At 45.7% G+C, this 17,896-nt stretch carries 17 protein-coding genes; 14 read left to right on the top strand and 3 right to left on the bottom strand.

The genetic code is table 11. From position 1 onward, the window contains the following. Positions 1 to 2: 2 nt before the first annotated feature. Positions 3 to 209 (top strand): hypothetical protein, encoded by a 207-nt coding sequence (locus IFU39_RS08260; RefSeq protein ID WP_091017005.1) that lies wholly within the window; start codon positions 3 to 5, stop codon positions 207 to 209. 37 nt (positions 210 to 246) lie between these two features. Here the strand turns inward: IFU39_RS08260 and IFU39_RS08255 are convergent, their stop codons facing one another. Beyond that, on the bottom strand, positions 247 to 1,122 hold the full coding sequence (locus tag IFU39_RS08255; RefSeq protein ID WP_192132157.1) for a LysR family transcriptional regulator: 876 nt from the start codon (positions 1,120 to 1,122) through the stop codon (positions 247 to 249). A 165-nt stretch (positions 1,123 to 1,287) separates the two neighbouring features. Between IFU39_RS08255 and IFU39_RS08250 the strand changes: the two genes are divergently transcribed. The 10 genes from IFU39_RS08250 (at position 1,288) to IFU39_RS08205 (ending at position 13,382) form a co-directional block, all read left to right on the top strand. Further along, positions 1,288 to 2,235: a DMT family transporter gene (locus tag IFU39_RS08250; RefSeq protein WP_192132155.1), complete on the top strand. Its 948-nt coding sequence runs from the start codon at positions 1,288 to 1,290 to the stop codon at positions 2,233 to 2,235. A 188-nt stretch (positions 2,236 to 2,423) separates the two neighbouring features. Next, on the top strand, positions 2,424 to 3,455 hold the full coding sequence (locus IFU39_RS08245; RefSeq protein WP_100528793.1) for a LacI family DNA-binding transcriptional regulator: 1,032 nt from the start codon (positions 2,424 to 2,426) through the stop codon (positions 3,453 to 3,455). A gap of 247 nt (positions 3,456 to 3,702) precedes the next feature. Beyond that, on the top strand, positions 3,703 to 6,252 hold the full coding sequence (locus IFU39_RS08240; RefSeq protein WP_192132153.1) for a beta-mannosidase: 2,550 nt from the start codon (positions 3,703 to 3,705) through the stop codon (positions 6,250 to 6,252). A 166-nt stretch (positions 6,253 to 6,418) separates the two neighbouring features. Beyond that, on the top strand, positions 6,419 to 6,952 hold the full coding sequence (locus IFU39_RS08235) for a hypothetical protein (RefSeq protein ID WP_192132151.1): 534 nt from the start codon (positions 6,419 to 6,421) through the stop codon (positions 6,950 to 6,952). Between the two features lie 77 nt (positions 6,953 to 7,029). Continuing rightward, complete coding sequence (locus IFU39_RS08230) at positions 7,030 to 7,734, top strand: response regulator transcription factor (protein ID WP_105598321.1); 705 nt, start codon at positions 7,030 to 7,032, stop codon at positions 7,732 to 7,734. Then, positions 7,731 to 8,771 carry a sensor histidine kinase gene (locus IFU39_RS08225; protein WP_105598322.1) on the top strand — a complete coding sequence of 347 codons (1,041 nt, stop codon included), beginning with the start codon at positions 7,731 to 7,733 and terminating at the stop codon, positions 8,769 to 8,771. The genes IFU39_RS08230 and IFU39_RS08225 overlap by 4 nt, the downstream gene beginning before the upstream one ends. Before the next feature lie 34 nt (positions 8,772 to 8,805). Next, positions 8,806 to 9,531 (top strand): cytochrome c biogenesis CcdA family protein, encoded by a 726-nt coding sequence (locus IFU39_RS08220; protein WP_223199926.1) that lies wholly within the window; start codon positions 8,806 to 8,808, stop codon positions 9,529 to 9,531. An 18-nt stretch (positions 9,532 to 9,549) separates the two neighbouring features. Further along, complete coding sequence (locus tag IFU39_RS08215; RefSeq protein WP_105598324.1) at positions 9,550 to 10,131, top strand: redoxin family protein; 582 nt, start codon at positions 9,550 to 9,552, stop codon at positions 10,129 to 10,131. 16 nt (positions 10,132 to 10,147) lie between these two features. Continuing rightward, the gene (gene msrB / locus IFU39_RS08210; RefSeq protein ID WP_105598325.1) at positions 10,148 to 11,236 is read left to right on the top strand and encodes a peptide-methionine (R)-S-oxide reductase MsrB; all 1,089 of its coding nucleotides are present in this window, start codon (positions 10,148 to 10,150) and stop codon (positions 11,234 to 11,236) included. Positions 11,237 to 11,471: 235 nt separating this feature from the next. Beyond that, complete coding sequence (locus IFU39_RS08205) at positions 11,472 to 13,382, top strand: AraC family transcriptional regulator (protein ID WP_192132150.1); 1,911 nt, start codon at positions 11,472 to 11,474, stop codon at positions 13,380 to 13,382. Between the two features lie 134 nt (positions 13,383 to 13,516). On the opposite strand, the gene IFU39_RS08200 is transcribed toward IFU39_RS08205, so the two are convergent. Then, on the bottom strand, positions 13,517 to 14,188 hold the full coding sequence (locus IFU39_RS08200; protein ID WP_105598327.1) for a hypothetical protein: 672 nt from the start codon (positions 14,186 to 14,188) through the stop codon (positions 13,517 to 13,519). 44 nt (positions 14,189 to 14,232) lie between these two features. Next, on the bottom strand, positions 14,233 to 14,754 hold the full coding sequence (locus IFU39_RS08195; protein ID WP_105598328.1) for a hypothetical protein: 522 nt from the start codon (positions 14,752 to 14,754) through the stop codon (positions 14,233 to 14,235). A gap of 228 nt (positions 14,755 to 14,982) precedes the next feature. On the opposite strand from IFU39_RS08195, the gene IFU39_RS08190 reads away from it, so the two are divergent. From IFU39_RS08190 to IFU39_RS08180, 3 genes are all read left to right on the top strand, one after another. After that, positions 14,983 to 15,660, top strand: coding sequence for an SOS response-associated peptidase (locus IFU39_RS08190; RefSeq protein ID WP_105598329.1), 678 nt, complete (start codon positions 14,983 to 14,985; stop codon positions 15,658 to 15,660). Positions 15,661 to 15,848: 188 nt separating this feature from the next. Continuing rightward, on the top strand, positions 15,849 to 16,979 hold the full coding sequence (locus IFU39_RS08185; protein ID WP_105598330.1) for an NADH-dependent flavin oxidoreductase: 1,131 nt from the start codon (positions 15,849 to 15,851) through the stop codon (positions 16,977 to 16,979). A gap of 137 nt (positions 16,980 to 17,116) precedes the next feature. Next, positions 17,117 to 17,884 carry a DeoR/GlpR family DNA-binding transcription regulator gene (locus tag IFU39_RS08180; RefSeq protein ID WP_105598331.1) on the top strand — a complete coding sequence of 256 codons (768 nt, stop codon included), beginning with the start codon at positions 17,117 to 17,119 and terminating at the stop codon, positions 17,882 to 17,884. The last annotated feature ends 12 nt before the right edge of the window (positions 17,885 to 17,896 follow it).

The following is a 17,896-nucleotide window of genomic DNA, read 5'->3' as shown; positions in this document are numbered from 1 at the left end:
GAATGAACTCCAATCAAGATCTGAAACAGGTGAATGAAAGGTTGGATCAAATTGAGAAAAAGCTGGATAACCTGGGAGGTAGCCAGCAGAACAAACGCTCACCTGGCGTACGCTTCCTGATTGGTTTTGGCATCACGATTGCGGTTATATTTATACTGCTGCTGACTCTTGGTGTTATACAATTTGTGAGTAACGCGAGTAACGGATAGAAAAAGTTGATGACGACAGGTAATGAGTTCTCCAAAGTTACATAGCCGGGCCGAGCCACTGTTGCACCTCTTCAATGAAACGCCGCGTAGCTGGCGATAGATTAACCAAAGACGGGCAGGCCATGCCAATCGTACGATAAGGATCTCCAGTTAGTGGCACGAGCGCGAGCGAATCAGTATGATTTTGAAGTACCATTTCCGGCAGCAAACTGATTCCGAGACCATTACGGACCATCGCCATGATGGCTTGATCTTCGGCTACTTCATAGACGACATTGAGCTTGGCTGCATGCTGCCGGATCAGTCGTTCAATCTCGTTATCTCCGCCCCACTTGGGCAGAATAAAGGGTTGCTCCAGCAGAATATCAAACGAAACAGACTCCTCTGAGGCGAGAGGATGATCCAGAGGCAGGATACACATCATCCTGTCTTTTTGCAATGGGATCGTCTCAAAAGGTGATGAATCGCCGAGAGACAGAAATCCGAGATCGATGGCACCTCCAGCCAACCAGCCCTCAATCTCAGCATAATCGCCCTCCCACAGCTTGATCTCAATTCCGGGATGACGCAGGCGAAATTGTTTCAGGATGCCCGGCAACCATTGTGTGGAGACACTTGCGAAGGTACCAATACGCACCGTACCAATCTCCGCGCCGCGAATGAGGGAGATTTCCTGGTTCATCAGTTCCGTCCAGCGCAGAATCTCACGTGTGTATCCCAGAATGCGTTCCCCTTCAGCGGTAACCCGCACACCGGAGCGGCTGCGATGGAGCAGGGAAAAACCACATTCTGTCTCCAGACTGGCGATGGCATGGCTGACTGCGGATTGGGTGATGTTCAACGCTTCTGCCGCTTTGGTGAGACTGCCATATTCCACAACGGTATTCAATATTTCGTATTTGATCAGTGACATGAATGGTTCCGTTCCTTCCCATTTTTGATACATGAATTTATTTCATATGATCCATTATAAATATTCATTTTTATAATGCAAAGAGATCGTTTATACTTGCCAAGGCGAGTTAGTTTGACGCACGATCACACAGATCAGAATACATAGAATGAAGGTTGAAGCAAGATGAATGGTGTACAGGTTAATCAAGGTCAGACAACAAGAAGAGCGGACATACAGATGCTGCTCGCAACGGTTATATGGGGATCTTCCTATCTGTTTATGAAATCGGGCCTGGAGTCCATGCAAGAATTGAATCTGGTCGCATTTCGTTTTGGAATTGCCTTTATTGCCGCAGGAATTCTTTTTCATCGGCGGTTGTTTAAGATGGATCGCAGAACACTTGTGGCAGGCGCTATTATGGGGACAGCTTTATTCGCTGCATTTGTTTTCATCACCTATGGTGTGCAACGAACCACGACATCTCAAGCGGGATTCCTAATAAGTTTGGCCGTTATTTTTGTACCGATCCTGACGACGATCCAGCATCGTCGTATGCCGGATAAACGATTGACACTCAGTATCCTGGTTGCCGTTACCGGGCTTGGCTTGTTGACGCTTCAGCATCAGCTTAGTCTGCACACAGGAGATATTCTCTGCATACTAGCAGCACTTGTGTATGCCATCTATATAATGATTGCTGGCAAGTTCACACCGAAGCATGATCCACTAACATTGGGAACAGTTCAATTGGGTGTTGCGGCGATGTGGGGAATTGCAGCTACATTTATGCTGGAAACGCCACGTATGCCCGATACGGCTGAATCCTGGGCAGCCATTCTTGGCTTAGGTGTTTTGTGTAGCGGCTTGGGGTATATTCTGCAGACACTCGCGCAGCGTCATGCCTCTCCCACAAGAACAAGTCTGATTTTTTCACTCGAACCACTGTTTGCAGCAGCCTTTGCATTTACCTTTCAAGGGGAATCGCTAACGTTGCAAGGGTATGCGGGAGCAGTTTTGATGTTGGTTGGTGTTCTGATCACAGAGATCAAACTTCCACAGCCTATCTTCTGGCGCAGAAAACGCCCGGTTTTACAGTCGGAACTTGGCGATCAGGGAGCACCAGGCATATAATTTGGGGATAAAAGGTCCTTCGTCATCTTCTATGGAAGGTGGGGAGAGGGCCTTTTTTGGTTATGTCGTACACCTTGTGAAATAGATAAACAACTACCTAACAAAAACAGAATAACATAACCTTGTTTTGTTGAATTTTGTTTTTTATGCTACACTGAATGGAAAATTAGGAAAAACGGGTGAGTAGGATGGCCAAAAGAGTAACGATGCAGCAAATTGCGGATGCTGCGGGGGTGTCCAAATTCGCAGTCTCACGTGCGCTGACAGGCAAGCCTGGTGTGAGTGAGCATACACGCGAGATGATTGTCAGAACGGCGGGGCAGCTTGGGTATTTCAGAACTGAGCCTAAGCGTTATCCGGGGGAGACACAGATATCAACGGAGATGAAGCCAGAAGCGGAGCGACAAGGCACCATATTGATTTTGTTTCCCAACATTCGTTCTCAGAATCGAGCTTCCTTATACTGGGGGCCTGTGTTTGATGGCATTTCTGAGAGGTTGAATGAGAAGGGGATGGATATTTTAACGCTGACAGAACCTTCTTCAGATCGGATGTTCTCGGTCCTTAATCCCGAAGCAATCAGCGGAGTCATAACCGTGGGCACCATCTCGACATCGGTATTGCTGGAGATTTACAGACTGCGTATTCCGCTTGTCATGGTGGATCATGAAGACCCTGCCATATACGCAGACTCGGTTTTTACGGACAATATGAAATGTATGAAAGAACTGGTTCTCATGCTCGTTGGTAAAGGGTATAGAAGGTTCCAGTTTGCCGGGCAACTGCCCGATGCAGCAAGTTTTAGAGAACGCTGGCTTGGATATCGTATGGTGCTGGAAGAGAAACAGTTGGAGGGGGAACAGCAAGACGGCTTGCTGGGACCCGAGTATGATCAGATCCGGAGATCCATTGCTGAAATGGAGCTGGAGGATATCCCTGAAGTTATTGTATGTGCAAATGACCATACAGCTGTCATTGTCATTCAGGCACTCCAAAGTCGAGGCATTCAGGTGCCCGAACGTTGTGCCGTAACCGGATTTGACAATACGCAGACGGATGAACCCATTCTTGCTTCGGTACATATTAACAAAGAGAATCTGGGAACGAGAGCAGTAGACCAGCTATTGTGGCGGATCAAACACCTGGATGAACCTTATGAACGCAAGCTGATCTATTCGGAATTAATTATTCGTGATGAATATAACGCCAGTATACTGTAATGGGATATGAATTTACGGGCTCATTTTAACAATGATCATACGGGTAAATGAAATCAGGTGAAAGACATGGAGAGGTCAGAGCTTCATGTCTTTTTGTTATGCAGAGATTGTTTAACAAATTAAATCACAAAACAGATTGACTATAAGAAGCATATCGTGTTAATTTTGTTTTGTAAGTTATTTGTTTTTATAATAACAAAACCTAACAAAATGATATTTACCAACTCTAACAACAATGGAGGCTGTCATGAGCACAATACAATCACATGTTTTTCAGAATTGGACGTTCAAGGCTTGCGAAGATCAAGAGTGGATGCCGGCTCAGGTGCCCGGCTGTGTGCATACAGATTTGCTGAAGCTGGGCAAGATTCCAGATCCTTTTTATGGAACAAACGAGAAGGAAGTACAATGGATTGATAAGATAGATTGGGAATATCAGACGGAATTTGACGTTGCCGAAGGGTTGTTCTCTCAGGAACATCTGGAACTGGTGTTTGATGGTCTGGATACATATGCGGATGTGTATGTGAATGAGGTGCATGTGTTATCAGCAGATAATATGTTCCGAGTATGGAAGGCAGATGTAAAGGCTGTATTGAAGGGGAACGGTAACATTCTCCGAATACGTTTTCGGTCTCCGATTCAGGAAGATCTGCCGAAGCTGGAGAAGCTCGGATATGCATTACCTGCATCCAATGATCAGTCCGATGTTGGCGGACTTGGCGACAAGAGAGTAAGTATTTTTGCACGTAAAGCCCCGTATCACTATGGTTGGGACTGGGGGCCGCGTTTTGTAACCAGTGGGATCTGGCGTGAAGCACGTCTTGAAGGTTGGACACAGGTACGAATCAATGATGTGTATATCCAGCAAAATGAAGTAAGCGCTACCTCAGCTTCATTAACTGCTGTTGTGGAAGTCGAGACATCACAAGCGGTAGATACGACTATTCGTATCGGCGCAGATGGACAGAGATGGGAAAGATCCGTATCACTACAACCCGGAACTCAGACTGTGGAGATTCCAATCTCTATTGATGAACCGAAACTGTGGTGGAGCCGTGGACTTGGTGATCCGCATATGTACAACTTCCTTACCGAAGTGCTTCAAGGTGAGCGAGCTGTGGCTGAATCTACAGTGAAGACTGGGCTTCGTTCCATTCGCTTGGTACGTGACAAAGATGAAGCAGGAGCATCCTTTTATTTTGAATTAAACGGGGTTGCGGTCTTTGCCAAAGGGGCCAATCACATTCCGAATGATAGCTTTATCACTGAAATTACTCATGAACGTTATCGTCATGAGATCGTATCCGCAGCCGAGTCCAATATGAATATGCTGCGCGTGTGGGGTGGCGGAATCTATGAGCAGGATGTGTTCTACGAACTGTGTGATGAATATGGAATCCTGGTATGGCAAGACTTCATGTTTGCATGCAGCATGTATCCAGGAGATGAAGCGTTCCTGAACAGTGTGAGACATGAGGCGATTGATAATGTGAAACGTCTGCGCAACCATCCAAGTATTGCACTCTGGTGTGGGAACAACGAGATTGATTCGGCTTGGGCTCACTATGTTGAGAATGGTGGCTGGGGTTGGAAAAAGGAATTTACTGCCGAGCAGCGTGAAAGCATCTGGGCCGATTACGAAGCCATCTTCCATGATTTGCTGCCAGAAGTCGTTGAAGCGTATGCGCCAGGTGTGGATTACTGGCCTTCCTCACCACTGGTATCACTGACAGGGGATGAGACGCAGCATGCGCACCCATCCACAGCTGAAGGGGATATCCACTACTGGGGCGTGTGGCACAATGTAGAACCATTCGAGAACTACAACGTGCATGTGGGTCGTTTCATGAGTGAATACGGATTCCAGTCTTTCCCGGAGTACAAGTCAGTACGCACTTACGCGGAAGAAGAAGATCTGGCTCTGGAGTCGGAAGTCATGTTGGCTCATCAAAAGAATGGCGCAGGCAATCGTCTGATCAAACAGTACATGGATATGTACATGCATGAATCGAAGGACTTCCCATCGTTCCTGTATATGAGCCAGGTGCTTCAGGCGGAAGCAATGAAGACAGCTATTGAAGCGCACCGTCGCCGCAAACCATTCTGTATGGGCACACTTTACTGGCAAATGAATGACTGCTGGCCGGTGGCTTCATGGGCAGGTATGGACTACCTTGGTCGTTGGAAAGCATTGCAATATTATGCGAAACGCAGCTTCAGCGATGTGTTGGTATCGGTAGATGGAACAAAAGAAGATACAACAGATATATATATCATCTCGGATCAATTACAACCTGTTAAAGGGCAGTTACAGATTCGTTTGCTCGGGTTCGATGGAACGGTGCATCGTGATGAAACACATGACGTGACCTTGGCACCTAATACAGGTGATCGAGTGCTGTCATTACGTAACGCGGAATGGCTTGAAGGTCATGATACAGCTAACACGCTGCTGCGCCTGGATCTGAAACAGGAAGGTGCTGCGAATATCGTACAGGAACACTATTTTGTACCGTCCAAAGACCTTGCTCTGCAGCCTGCAAACATCAATGTAAGCGGAGGAGCGGATGAGAACGGCGTTCATCTGGTACTGGAAAGTGACGTGCTTGCTAAACAGGTATGGTTATCTTCGGATGTGGAGGGTGTCTTCTCAGATAACTTCTTCGACTTGATTCCTGGCATTCCGGTGAAGGTGCAGTTCACTTCCAGAGAGGGATTGCAGTCTAATGATGTGATATCAAATCATGGACCGATCGAGGTTCGATCCATGATTGATTTTATTCGTTTGACCTAGAAGAAACGGTTGGAGTCTCTCGTAAGAGAGATTTCAACCGTTTTTTTATTGAAACCTGACCCCATTTATATATCGTAATGGTTTCGTAATACTTCGCTTAGAGAATCGTAAGCTGTCTTGCTTATTGTAATCCATGTAAGTAATAAACGAATGGAGAGTGATAAGAATGATGAAAACAAATAAGAGCAAAAAAGTGATGGTAGCAGCGGTATTGGTGATGTCTATGGCCTTTTCTGGATTGGCAAGTGCTGCAGATATGAAAACGATTAAAAAGGATGGCATGGAGCTTGTTCAATTGAGACAGGCAGCCAAAATGTATGATTACAGCATTATGTGGGACAGCAAGGATAGATCTGTAACTCTGATGTATATGGGCAAAATGGACGACAAGATGATGAAAGACGACAACATGATGGAAGACGACATGATGATGAAAGACGATAAGATGATGGAAGATGACATGATGATGAAAGACGATAAGATGATGAAAGATGACATGATGATGAAAGATGACATGATGATGGAAGAAACGATGATGCCTGCGGGGAAAACGATTAAATTGTGGATTGGATCGAAAAAAATCATGGTAGACGGTATGCAAGTTAACTTGAAATCGATGCCTGTCATCCATGAAGGGAATTCGTATGCGGCTGAGTCTGTAATTAAACAATACATGATGCCCGCCATGGGAATGAAGTAATTTAAGGGCTAAGCATCGCCATCACCATATGATATGATTGGCTCAAATGTATTTTCTGGAATATGGGGTGGGTTCGTTTGAATGAATGTGTACTTGTTGCTGATGATGATACAAATATTACGGACGTTTGTCGCAGGTATCTGGAACGGGAAGGTTATCTTGTTGTGACGGCCAAGGACGGTTTGGAGGCTATTGAGCTGTGGCACAGCCAAACGCCAAACTTGATTGTGCTCGACCTGATGATGCCGCATAAGAATGGCTGGGAAGTTTGCAACGAGATTCGGCAAACTGAGGATGTGCCCATTGTAATGCTGACGGCCCGTGGTGAGGAACAGGACCGTCTGATGGGACTGACGATGGGGGCGGATGATTATCTGACCAAACCATTCAGTCCAAGAGAACTTGTCTTACGTGTGAAGGCAATCCTGCGGAGAATGCGAATTGCGCAGGCATCACCTGTTACAACATCTGAATATACGATCAATTATGAAGGGCTTACCATTGATTTTACCAAGCGTGAAGTGCACATCAGCGGGCAGGCCATTGAATTGACCGTTACAGAGTTTGAGATGTTGTATTTGCTGGCAAGTCACCCGGGCCAGGTGTTCTCCCGTAACCAGATGTTAAGCAAGATTTGGGATTTTAGCTATGAGGGAGATACAACAACGGTGACTGTACATGTTCGGAGATTACGAGAGAAGATCGAACAGAATCCTTCTGATCCAAAATATATTAAAACAGTTTGGGGTATAGGCTACAAGTTTGCGGGTGGCAGTTCATGAAACTTCGCACATACTTGGTGTTGTCCAGTCTCACAGGCATTGGCGTATTATTAATTTGTTTGTTCATCAGTTATTCCAAAATGCTGCTTACGATCGAACAATTGTATTGGTTATCGGCTATAACGGCAGGGGTAGGCTTACTTTCATTTATTCTTCAATATTTGCTGACCAAGCCATTAGAGAAATCAATTGCGCGAATTACACAGCAGACGATCCGAATTGCCGAAGGGGATTTCCATACGGAAGTCCCTCTCATCGGTACGCAGGAATTTAAGCTCCTGGCACAGCAATTTAATGAAATGAGTTCCAAGCTGAAGGAAAGCTTTGATCATCTGCATCACTCAGAAACCGCGAGACGAGAGTTGATCGCCAATGTTTCCCATGATTTACGGACTCCCTTGGCATCCATTCAGTCATTCGTCGAAGCGTTGGAGGATGATGTCATTAAGGATAAAGAAACCTTTCAGCGTTACCTGAACACGATACGACTTGAGACGAAGCGTTTGGGAGGGCTTATTCAAGATTTGTTCGAATTATCCAGCCTGGAAGCGCAAGGGGAGGTATTTGTGCCTCAGCCTTGTCACGTCGATGAGTTGCTGCTCAGTACGTTGGAGAGTTTTTCGTTTCATCTCGCCGAGAAAACGCTGAACGTTGAAATCGATTTGCCCGATAAATTACCAGCCGCGGTCATGATGCCTGCACAAATGAAGCGGGTCCTTTCCAATTTGCTGCAAAATGCCATTCAATACTCTCCTATTGAAGGAAAAATTATTCTGGCTGCCGAAGAGAAGGGGCCGTTTATACGAATTTCAGTTACAGATGAAGGGGAAGGCATTGAAGCGGAGGAAACTTCGCGTATATTTGAACGTTTTTATCGAATTGACAAATCACGTAGTAAGAGCAATGGGGGGGCCGGGCTTGGCCTTGCTATCGCTCAATCGATTGTGGAACTCCATGGTGGCGAGATTGGGGTTCAGAGTACAAAAGGAGAAGGAAGCTGCTTCTGGTTCACGCTTCCGATCTACGTCAGTCGTTAACCTTGGTTAATCAAACGTAGTATTTATTCAGGTGGTGAATGACTTGACCAGTGATTTGGTTTTTCTTTTCGGCGTTTTTGGTGCAGGATTGTTATCGTTTTTTGCGCCATGTATTCTGCCGCTGATCCCGGTATATGTGTCTTATCTATCCGGAAGTATGGTCAACGGTACGAATCAGCAGCAGCCTGACACCAACTCGGTTCGGTTGAGGTCCACACTTGTTTTGCGGACATTTTTATTTGTTCTTGGGTTGTCCCTGGTATTTGTTTTACTCGGTTTTGGTTCCGGCATCGTTGGTAATTTGATCTCAAGTCCTGTGTTTATTGCCATCTGCGGAGCCATCGTGGTGCTTTTTGGGATTTATCAAACCGGGTTGATCCGACTATCCTGGCTGGAACGGGAGAGAAAGCTGTCAAACGATCAAGCCAAACGGGGAGGGTATGTCGGAGCGTTCCTGTTGGGTCTGACGTTTAGTTTTGGCTGGACGCCTTGTATCGGGCCTGTTCTGGCTGCCATTCTTGGTATCGCCGCAGGAGAAGGCTCTCCACTGTATGGCGGGTTTCTCATGTTCCTGTATACCCTTGGATTAGCGATTCCTTTCCTGATTCTGTCCGTTTTTTCGGAATATGTTATGAAGCGGATACGTGGTTTATACAGATATATGGGTGTCATCAAAATAACTTCCGGCTGTATTCTTATTGTCATGGGACTACTGTTAATGACAGACCGACTAAACAACTTGGTGACCTGGTTTCAATAATCATTGGAGGAATTTGGTATGAAGACGGCACGGAAATGGATGTTATCTGTAATCGTATTTGCTGGAGTCCTGTTGATCTTGAGCGCATGTGGATCACAGCAAACTGAATCAAAACAAACGGGGTCATCATCAACCCTGGCATCAACATCCGATATGAGTTCGTCAATCATGATGAACAAGGGAGAGACGGCTCCTGAATTTTCATTGCTTGATCTGAAAGGAAACACGGTTGGACTTTCTGATGTTCAAGGCAAGAAAGTGTATGTGAAATACTGGGCTTCCTGGTGCTCCATCTGCCTTGCGGGTTTGGAAGACCTGAATAATCTGGCTGGTCAAAACAATGATTTTCAAGTCATTACGATTGTGACGCCAGACTACAAAGGAGAGAAATCCTCCCAAGCGTTTACCGAATGGTTTGACCAACAGCCATATGATAACATAACTGTTCTTTTGGATGAGAAAGGTGTATGGGCCAAGAAATTTGGCGTAAGAGCATATCCTAGTTCCTTTTATATTGGCTCTGATGGTATTTTAGCGAAATCGCAGCCAGGGCATGCATCTAATGAACAGATCATGGAATCATTACAAGAGATTTTGTGAGAAGGGAGGAAGTGTCATGAAAAGGACGCTGCTCGGCTTGTTCCTCCTTGTTATAGCGATCGTTGTGTCTGCTTGTGGAAACAGGGCTGAGAGCCATTCATCTTCATCTTCGATATCCACTCAACCTGTCAAGGCATCGAGTGTCTCCGAGGAAAACCTGAGTAACCTGTACTTGGCAGGAGGCTGTTTCTGGGGTGTGGAGGCATATATGGCTCGTATTCCAGGGGTTCAGGATGTGACTTCCGGTTATGCCAACGGTGAAGGAGAGAATCCAACCTATGAGGATGTTATTCGCGGAGACCAGGGGTTTGCGGAGACTGTTCATGTAAAATATGATCCGCAGCAAGTATCTTTGCAGAAATTGCTGGAATCTTATTTTCGAGTAATTGATCCTACCAGCTTGAATAAGCAGGGCAATGATCGTGGCGTTCAGTATCGGACTGGAATATATTATACGTTGCCTGAAGATGCCAAAATCATCGAGCAAGCTGTAGAGGCAGAGCAAGAAAAATATGACCAACCCATTGTAACGGAAGTAATGCCTCTGCAGAGTTATTATTTGGCGGAGGAGTACCATCAGGATTATTTGGAAAAAAATCCGAACGGATATTGTCACATTGATATGACTGTCCTGGATGACCTGGAGATTGGGATTGATCCCGCTCAATATCCACGTCCAACAGATGAACAATTAAAGGAACGATTAACAGACGAACAGTATGCAGTTGCGGTAAACAATGATACGGAGCATGCGTTCAGTAACGAATACTGGGATAATGAGGAGCCCGGTCTGTATGTTGATATTGCAACGGGAGAGCCATTGTTCACCAGCCGGGATAAGTACGATTCTGGTTGTGGGTGGCCGAGTTTTACAAAACCGATTGTACCAGAGGTTGTTACCTATACAACGGATACGAGCTTTAGTATGGAGCGCACGGAGGTACGAAGCCGGGCAGGAGATATCCACCTTGGGCATGTGTTCGATGATGGTCCCGAAGATCGTGGCGGCAAACGTTACTGTATTAATAGTTCATCGATCCGGTTTATTCCCTTAGACAAGATGGAGGAAGAACGTTATGGGTATTTACTGTCTTTTGTCGAGTAGAGAAGGGTAGCTGACTTTATCAAAATATAATAACGCCATAATTTAGAACGGTTGAGATCTCTCTATGAGGGATTTCGACCGTTTTTTATTCTGAGGCATCTAACAAAAACGGAGGTAGGCTTCTAAGATGGTTCCATCATTGTTATAATTGATAATCATTATCAATTATGGGTAGGCTTCTGGTCACAATGCCAAGGTATTGTGTGTGTTTGATCGCTTAGGAGAGGGAGTTTATATGGGAATTCAGAATGACATCAAGCTGTGGGATCAGGTACAGGTTCGCGTGCTTGATGTGCGTCTTATATCACTCGCAACACACGAGTTCATACGCAATTATGTGTTACCAACCAGCGCATTTGTGTATGTTCAAGGCAGAGGCCAGGTCTGGCTGGATGAAGAGGTATGGACTACAAACCAGTTCTTGCTGCTGCATGGGGGAAAAGGAAGACGTCTGACACTTGAAGCGACAGGGGCTTTGGAGGTACATCTGATTTTGTACAAATCAACCTTGCCCTCCAACGTGCTTGTGGAGTACCGAATGATGTTGAACCAGCGTAATCCGTTTGAAGAGTCCTGGGCGACAGTGCCGGATCATACACTTGAGCTACGTGAGCTTGTGCGGAATATACATGAATGCTGGTCAGGGCAGGAGCGAGTGAGCAAAATTCAGGTCAAAGTGTATTTCTTTCAACTGGTACAGCTTGTCTTGTTACAGCGGAGTCGCATGTTTAACGAAGTTCAACAGCCTTCGCTTACCGATCAGGTTTTGCGATATATCAAAGCTCATTACCGGGAATCGATCTCACTTGATTTGCTTGCCCAGTCCTTGAGTTACAGTCCGCAATATTTATCACGCAAATTCAAGGAACAGACGGGATGTACACCGACAGAATATGTGATTCGGTTACGAATGGCTGAGGCAAGGAGTCTGCTTGCGTCCACAGAAGCTTCATTACAGGAGATTGCTGCGTATGTGGGTTATATGGACCCGTTTTATTTCAATCGTATATTCAAAAAAGAGACCGGTATCACACCGGGACAATATCGGTTGAAGCACCAGGAAAACTCGAAATCAGTTTCAGAAAGTACATTAAATGCAACAAATGAATCCATTGTAACAGGAGGGGATGAACGTTATCCTTTAATTGATGATGATAATCATTATCAATATAAGGGAGATGAGGAAATCAACATGTTTAACCATTTTAAATCAGCGATCATGTCGCTTGCACTTGTACTCACATTGAGTGCTTGTGGAACAGCCCAGCAGGGGGCAGAAACATCCGAAGTTGCGGCTGAACCCGAACAACCGGCAGTAGTGGAAACCCAAATGGTAAATACGACCTTTGGCGAGGTAGAGATTCCTGCACATCCGGAGCGTGTTGCTGCTATTGATTATCTGGGAACGGTGCTTGCTCTTGGTGTCAAACCGATTGGTGGAGGACAATTTCTGATGAACAGCCCTTATCTGGAAGGCCACTTGGATGGTCTTGAGACCATAGGGGACTCCGTTGAACAATTGATGGAGCTGGAACCTGATCTTATTATTACATTGAATCCGGACAAGGCGGCTTATGAGAAATATAGCAAGATTGCTCCGACCGTTTCGATCGCATCCATCACATTCCCGACACTTAAGGATGAAGTGAACTATTTCGGTAAAGTCCTTGGCAAAGGAGCGGAAGCAGAGAAGTGGCTGGCTGATTTTGATGAGGAGATTGCTAAAATTAAGCAGGAAGTGCAGAGCGTTGTTCCAGCTGATACTACATTCTCCGTTATGCAGGAATATGATCGCCAAGTCTTCATTTTTGGCAATCAGTCGGGCCGGGGAGGACGTAACATCTACGAATTGCTTGGATTGCAAACACCAAAGAACATTCCATCCGAGTTGATGCAGGGCGCTTATCATGAATTCTCCATAGAACTGCTCTCCAAATATGCCGGAGATTACATTGTGCTGACCAGCAAGTCTCAGTTGAAAGACCTTCAGGCAGATCCGATCTGGGGTTCATTACCTGCTATCAAAAATGGAAAAGTATACATATGGACGGAAGAACAATCCTGGTTCCGTGACCCTATCGCCTTGTTGAAACAGACACAGGATCTGGCTGAATGGATTATTGAACTTAATACACCGTCTAAGTAAGAAACTCCAAAAAAACCGTGCTTCCCAGTTTGCTGAGCAGCACGGTTTTCATATTTCTATGTAGGACTGAAAAGTAGAAGGGGATTAGCTGCCTGTAGGCAGATGAAGTAACAGTGTGATTACCGTATAAGAGATTATTCGCTCTTTTGTTCGTTTTGAATTTCTTGCAGATCCTCCAGCTGGAGTGTAAGGTCATTCTCGGGGTTTGCACTCACAATGACTTCTGACTGTGATTGTTGCTGACCTGGCTGATTCGACTTGGCGGCAGGTTTGATCACGTAGAGACTTTGAACGGAGTTGAGCAGGCTGGCAGGGGTGTCTTCATACGTTTCCAGGAAGAGTACATAGTCTTTGGTAGGAATCAGCTTGAGGTTGTCATCATTAAAAATCTCGGTGTTGCCAAGTTGTCCGCCAAGTTGCTTCACTTCAAGTTTTTCCCCGGCAGTGTAACCGCCCTTATAGGATTCAGCGACCTGAATCGTGTGGATCGTATAGATTTTGTCAAAAGAAGATGGATCTCCGCCCGGATCGGACGCGGGGTTTAACTCGTTTTCATTGGCAGCACCGGTAACTTGTACGATATCGTTTAAAGCTTCCACACGAGTCTCAACAACACTGCCTTTCACAATGGCATTTGCTCTCTCGGACAGGTCGCCAATGCTGGCATAACTCGGGTAATCTTCAGAAGCAATAATGGTCATGGGTGCATCGGATGGGGACGCGGTAGGTGTAACAGAAGAACATCCAACAGCAGATAAAATGAAAATGGAAGAGAGAAGCAGCGTTAATACTCGATTTTTGTTCATGGATAGGAATCCTCCTTGGATTTTTGGGATAAGTTCGTAACGGATTAGTATTTGGATTTTACGTTATTGATATCAAAGGTTTGAGGTTGGGTCATGGAATTGCGGTTACGGGAGTAAGACATAATGGAAGGACTGCTTGTTGTCGGGTTGTCACCGAGCCAGATGGAGTGTCCGAGTTCGTGGACAAATACGCTTTGAATGAAGTTGGATAAGTTGGTTGCGTCAGGGGTGATGGTGGATGCATTGAGTTCGATGCGGAAGCTTACGACTTGACTGCCGGATACGGAGGCGTAGTTGACACCATATGCTGTATTATTGAAGTTTCCTGCGGTGATGGTGTTTGGGGAGTTACTTGTTTTGGTGAATTTAACTTTGGCACCTGCATTGTTCCAGTTGGTAAGGGAAGCGTCCATGGGAGTCTGCCATGCGGAGGCGTAATTATACGTACGAATGGGGATGGTGGTGCTGGGATAACCGTAGGTTAGAAAGGTTGCCGCATAGATGGTACTGCCAAACATCGCAATCGCTGAGAACAACATGATGCTCATCAAAAACTTCCTTTTCATACTTAAAACCTCCAATAAATGTATTTTATTCTCTATCATAGTAACAAGGAATAGTTGAGTTGAAATGAGTCCGAGGTCGTTGTTTTTGTCGTGAAAAACATGAAATATATCTTGATCAGACCATAATGGTGTCAAAATAAGTCATTTTCTGTTCGATATGCATGCATAATTTCCCTGAAATAACAAACAATACGTTCAACTTCTCACAGGGAAAGGTAGTGCTAGAGCATGTGCAACCGTTTTTCATTGGCAGCCGATTTGGACGATGTCAGAGATCATTTCAAGATTCAGCGAGTGATGTATTATTATAAAAACCGATACAATATCAGCCCAACCCAGCATACGCCAATTATTTTGCATCAGGATGGTGAGCGTGTATTGGATGAGTTCCGGTGGGGGTTCATTCCATTCTGGGGTCGTGATGCCGTTAACGCGAATCTCATGACGGTACATGAGAATCCTTCCTATTACAAACTGGTAGAGACCAAGCGTTGCGTCATTCCTTGCAATGGATTATATTACTGGCGGCAAGAAGGCAAGAAAAGTTATGCGGTTCGTGTTGTCATGCCAGATCGCGGTCTGTTCGGCATAGCTGGGTTATACGAAGTATGGAGAGATACACGGAAAGAGCCGCTTCGTACCTGCACGATGCTTATGACAGGCGCGAACATGGTTACACGCGAGTTTGGCAGTAAAATGCCGGCGATCCTCTCCGAAGAAGAGATCAACACTTGGCTTGACCCGGCCAATACACGGGTGACTCAATTGTTACCGCTATTGAAATCGTATAACAGAACAGAGATGAATCTGTATCCAGTCACCCCAATGGTCGCCAACGATGAACACGACTGTTACGAGTGCGTAGAAGAGATGGATCAGAAGCTGGCTTACGTTCGGAGTTTCTGAATATCCTTTGGATAGAATGAAGAAGATTAAGGGGCTGAGAGTCTGGAGACACTCTGCTCTTTTTTTTTCCTTTCTGAAAATGAAAAGTTGCAATTGCAAAGAAACGTAACTATAATCATTACAGTAAGAGAACGCACATATTCATATATCTATTAAAAGAGATATTTATAATCAGGAGGGAACCACGAATGAATCCAAAGTTTAACCAGATGTTTGAACAAGTTTCACTGCCGACTGGTATTACACTGAAAAACCGTATCGTGCTCGCTCCCATGACTCATATGTCCTCGAATGCGGATGGTACGATATCCGACGCTGAACTTGCTTATTATGCACGTCGCACCGGTGGTGCTGGCATGTCAATTACGGCTGTAGGGCATGTAACAGAGACGGGCATTGGTTTCCCGGCTCAATTTGGTGTTTATGACGACCGCTTCATTCCTGGTCTGAAAAAACTGGCTGACACTATGAAACAACAAGGCTCCGTAGCTGTATTGCAAATTTTCCATGCGGGCCGTTTGACGCCTGAACAAGCTGTACCTGCGGGTCAAGTGGTTGCTCCTAGTGCGGTTGCAAGTGAGCGTCCGGGATCTCCTGAACCAAGAGAATTGACGGATGCCGAGATTACTTCCATTATCAAAGACTTTGGTGAAGCGACACGTCGTGCAATTGAAGCTGGCTTTGATGGTGTTGAGATTCACGGTGCTAATGGTTATCTGATCCAGCAATTCTTCTCCCCGCATTCCAACCGACGTGAAGATCGTTGGGGCGGAAGTGTAGAGAAACGTCTGACATTCCCACTTGCTGTTGTGGATGAGATTCAGAAAGTGGTTGCCGAACATACCAAACTGCCGTTCATCATTGGTTACCGTTTCTCCCCGGAAGAGCCGGAAACACCGGGACTCACGATGGAAGATACGTATGCACTGGTGGATGCGCTTAAAGATAAAAACCTGGATTACCTGCACGTTTCCTTGAACGAATTCTGGTCCAAGCCAAGACGTGGCGAAGCAGATACACGTTCAAGAATGGAATTCATCCTGGATCGTGTGAACGGTAAATTGCCTGTGATTGGCGTAGGTTCAATTCATACGGCTGATCAGGCCGCTGAGGCGCTCCAAACGGGAGTACCACTACTTGCCATTGGACGTGAGCTGATTATTGAACCGGATTGGGTTGAGAAGATCGAGAGCGGACGGGAAGAAGACATTGAAACGATTCTGACCAAATCCGATCAGGAGCGTCTGGTTATCCCTGACGGGTTGTGGAATGCAATCGTCCACACACCGGGATGGTTCCCTATGGCAGAAGATAAATAATATACACTTCAGAACTGGAATGGAGGGGGCGAAAGCTCCCTCTTTTTGCACATGGTCCAAATTCTCCTTGTCATCGCTCTGTGGTATGATGGATGAACAGGATCAACTGGATAATCAACGGTTTGGAGTGAAGAAATATGCTCGTAGCTGAACGGTATGAGAAAATAGTGGAATGGGTGGATACGCAAGGCAGTATGCGTGTGACCGAACTTAGTGAGCGCTGCGGGGTGACGGAAGAGACGATACGTCGTGATCTGGACAAGCTCGAACAGGCGGGCAGGCTCAGAAGGTCCCATGGCGGGGCGGTCAGCGTAAAATACAAGGAAGAGTTACAGTCGGAGATTCCGTATCCGGAACGTGCTGTAGCCCATGCAGAAGAGAAGCGCAGAATTGCAAGCGAAGCGGTGAAAATGGTGGAACCCGGCGACCGGATTGCTCTGGATGCAAGTACAACTGCGTGGTATATGGCGGCAGGATTGCCGAACATTCCATTGACCGTATTAACCAATTCGATAAAAGTGGCCGCAGAGCTGAGTAACAAGGAGCAGATTCGTGTGATTGCCACAGGTGGGCAATTGGCTTCGAAGTCACTTTCTTTTGTAGGACCTCTCGCGGAACGTTCGTTGGATGCGTATCATGTCGATAAAGTGTTTTTGTCTTGCAAAGGGGTGCATCTGACCAAAGGCATCAGTGAGTCAAATGAATTACAGGCCTTGGTGAAGCAGAAAATGATCCAGATTGCGGATGAAGTCATATTACTTGCAGATTCCAGCAAATTTAATATACAGGCATTTACCAGAGTCGCTGAGATGAGCAGTGTGGCAAAAGTGATTACAGATCAGGGTGTAGATGAAGAGCAAGTTAGCGCATTGATTGAGCAGAATATTACGTGTATACGTGTGTAAATAAGAAAGGAA

Origin of the sequence: Paenibacillus sp. CFBP 13594, from assembly GCF_014842675.1 — a bacterium.
Lineage (GTDB): Bacteria > Bacillota > Bacilli > Paenibacillales > Paenibacillaceae > Paenibacillus > Paenibacillus amylolyticus_B.
This window is presented reverse-complemented; position numbering and strand designations above follow the sequence as displayed.

What these genes read in the sequence shown, in the direction of transcription:
- IFU39_RS08260 (WP_091017005.1), top strand. Translation starts at nt 3, where the DNA reads ATGAACTCCAATCAAGATCTGAAACAGGTGAATGAAAGGTTGGATCAA.
- IFU39_RS08255 (WP_192132157.1), bottom strand. Translation starts at nt 1,122, where the DNA reads ATGTCACTGATCAAATACGAAATATTGAATACCGTTGTGGAATATGGC.
- IFU39_RS08250 (WP_192132155.1), top strand. Translation starts at nt 1,288, where the DNA reads ATGAATGGTGTACAGGTTAATCAAGGTCAGACAACAAGAAGAGCGGAC.
- IFU39_RS08245 (WP_100528793.1), top strand. Translation starts at nt 2,424, where the DNA reads ATGGCCAAAAGAGTAACGATGCAGCAAATTGCGGATGCTGCGGGGGTG.
- IFU39_RS08240 (WP_192132153.1), top strand. Translation starts at nt 3,703, where the DNA reads ATGAGCACAATACAATCACATGTTTTTCAGAATTGGACGTTCAAGGCT.
- IFU39_RS08235 (WP_192132151.1), top strand. Translation starts at nt 6,419, where the DNA reads ATGATGAAAACAAATAAGAGCAAAAAAGTGATGGTAGCAGCGGTATTG.
- IFU39_RS08225 (WP_105598322.1), top strand. Translation starts at nt 7,731, where the DNA reads ATGAAACTTCGCACATACTTGGTGTTGTCCAGTCTCACAGGCATTGGC.
- IFU39_RS08215 (WP_105598324.1), top strand. Translation starts at nt 9,550, where the DNA reads ATGAAGACGGCACGGAAATGGATGTTATCTGTAATCGTATTTGCTGGA.
- msrB (WP_105598325.1), top strand. Translation starts at nt 10,148, where the DNA reads ATGAAAAGGACGCTGCTCGGCTTGTTCCTCCTTGTTATAGCGATCGTT.
- IFU39_RS08205 (WP_192132150.1), top strand. Translation starts at nt 11,472, where the DNA reads ATGGGAATTCAGAATGACATCAAGCTGTGGGATCAGGTACAGGTTCGC.
- IFU39_RS08200 (WP_105598327.1), bottom strand. Translation starts at nt 14,188, where the DNA reads ATGAACAAAAATCGAGTATTAACGCTGCTTCTCTCTTCCATTTTCATT.
- IFU39_RS08195 (WP_105598328.1), bottom strand. Translation starts at nt 14,754, where the DNA reads ATGAAAAGGAAGTTTTTGATGAGCATCATGTTGTTCTCAGCGATTGCG.
- IFU39_RS08190 (WP_105598329.1), top strand. Translation starts at nt 14,983, where the DNA reads ATGTGCAACCGTTTTTCATTGGCAGCCGATTTGGACGATGTCAGAGAT.
- IFU39_RS08185 (WP_105598330.1), top strand. Translation starts at nt 15,849, where the DNA reads ATGAATCCAAAGTTTAACCAGATGTTTGAACAAGTTTCACTGCCGACT.
- IFU39_RS08180 (WP_105598331.1), top strand. Translation starts at nt 17,117, where the DNA reads ATGCTCGTAGCTGAACGGTATGAGAAAATAGTGGAATGGGTGGATACG.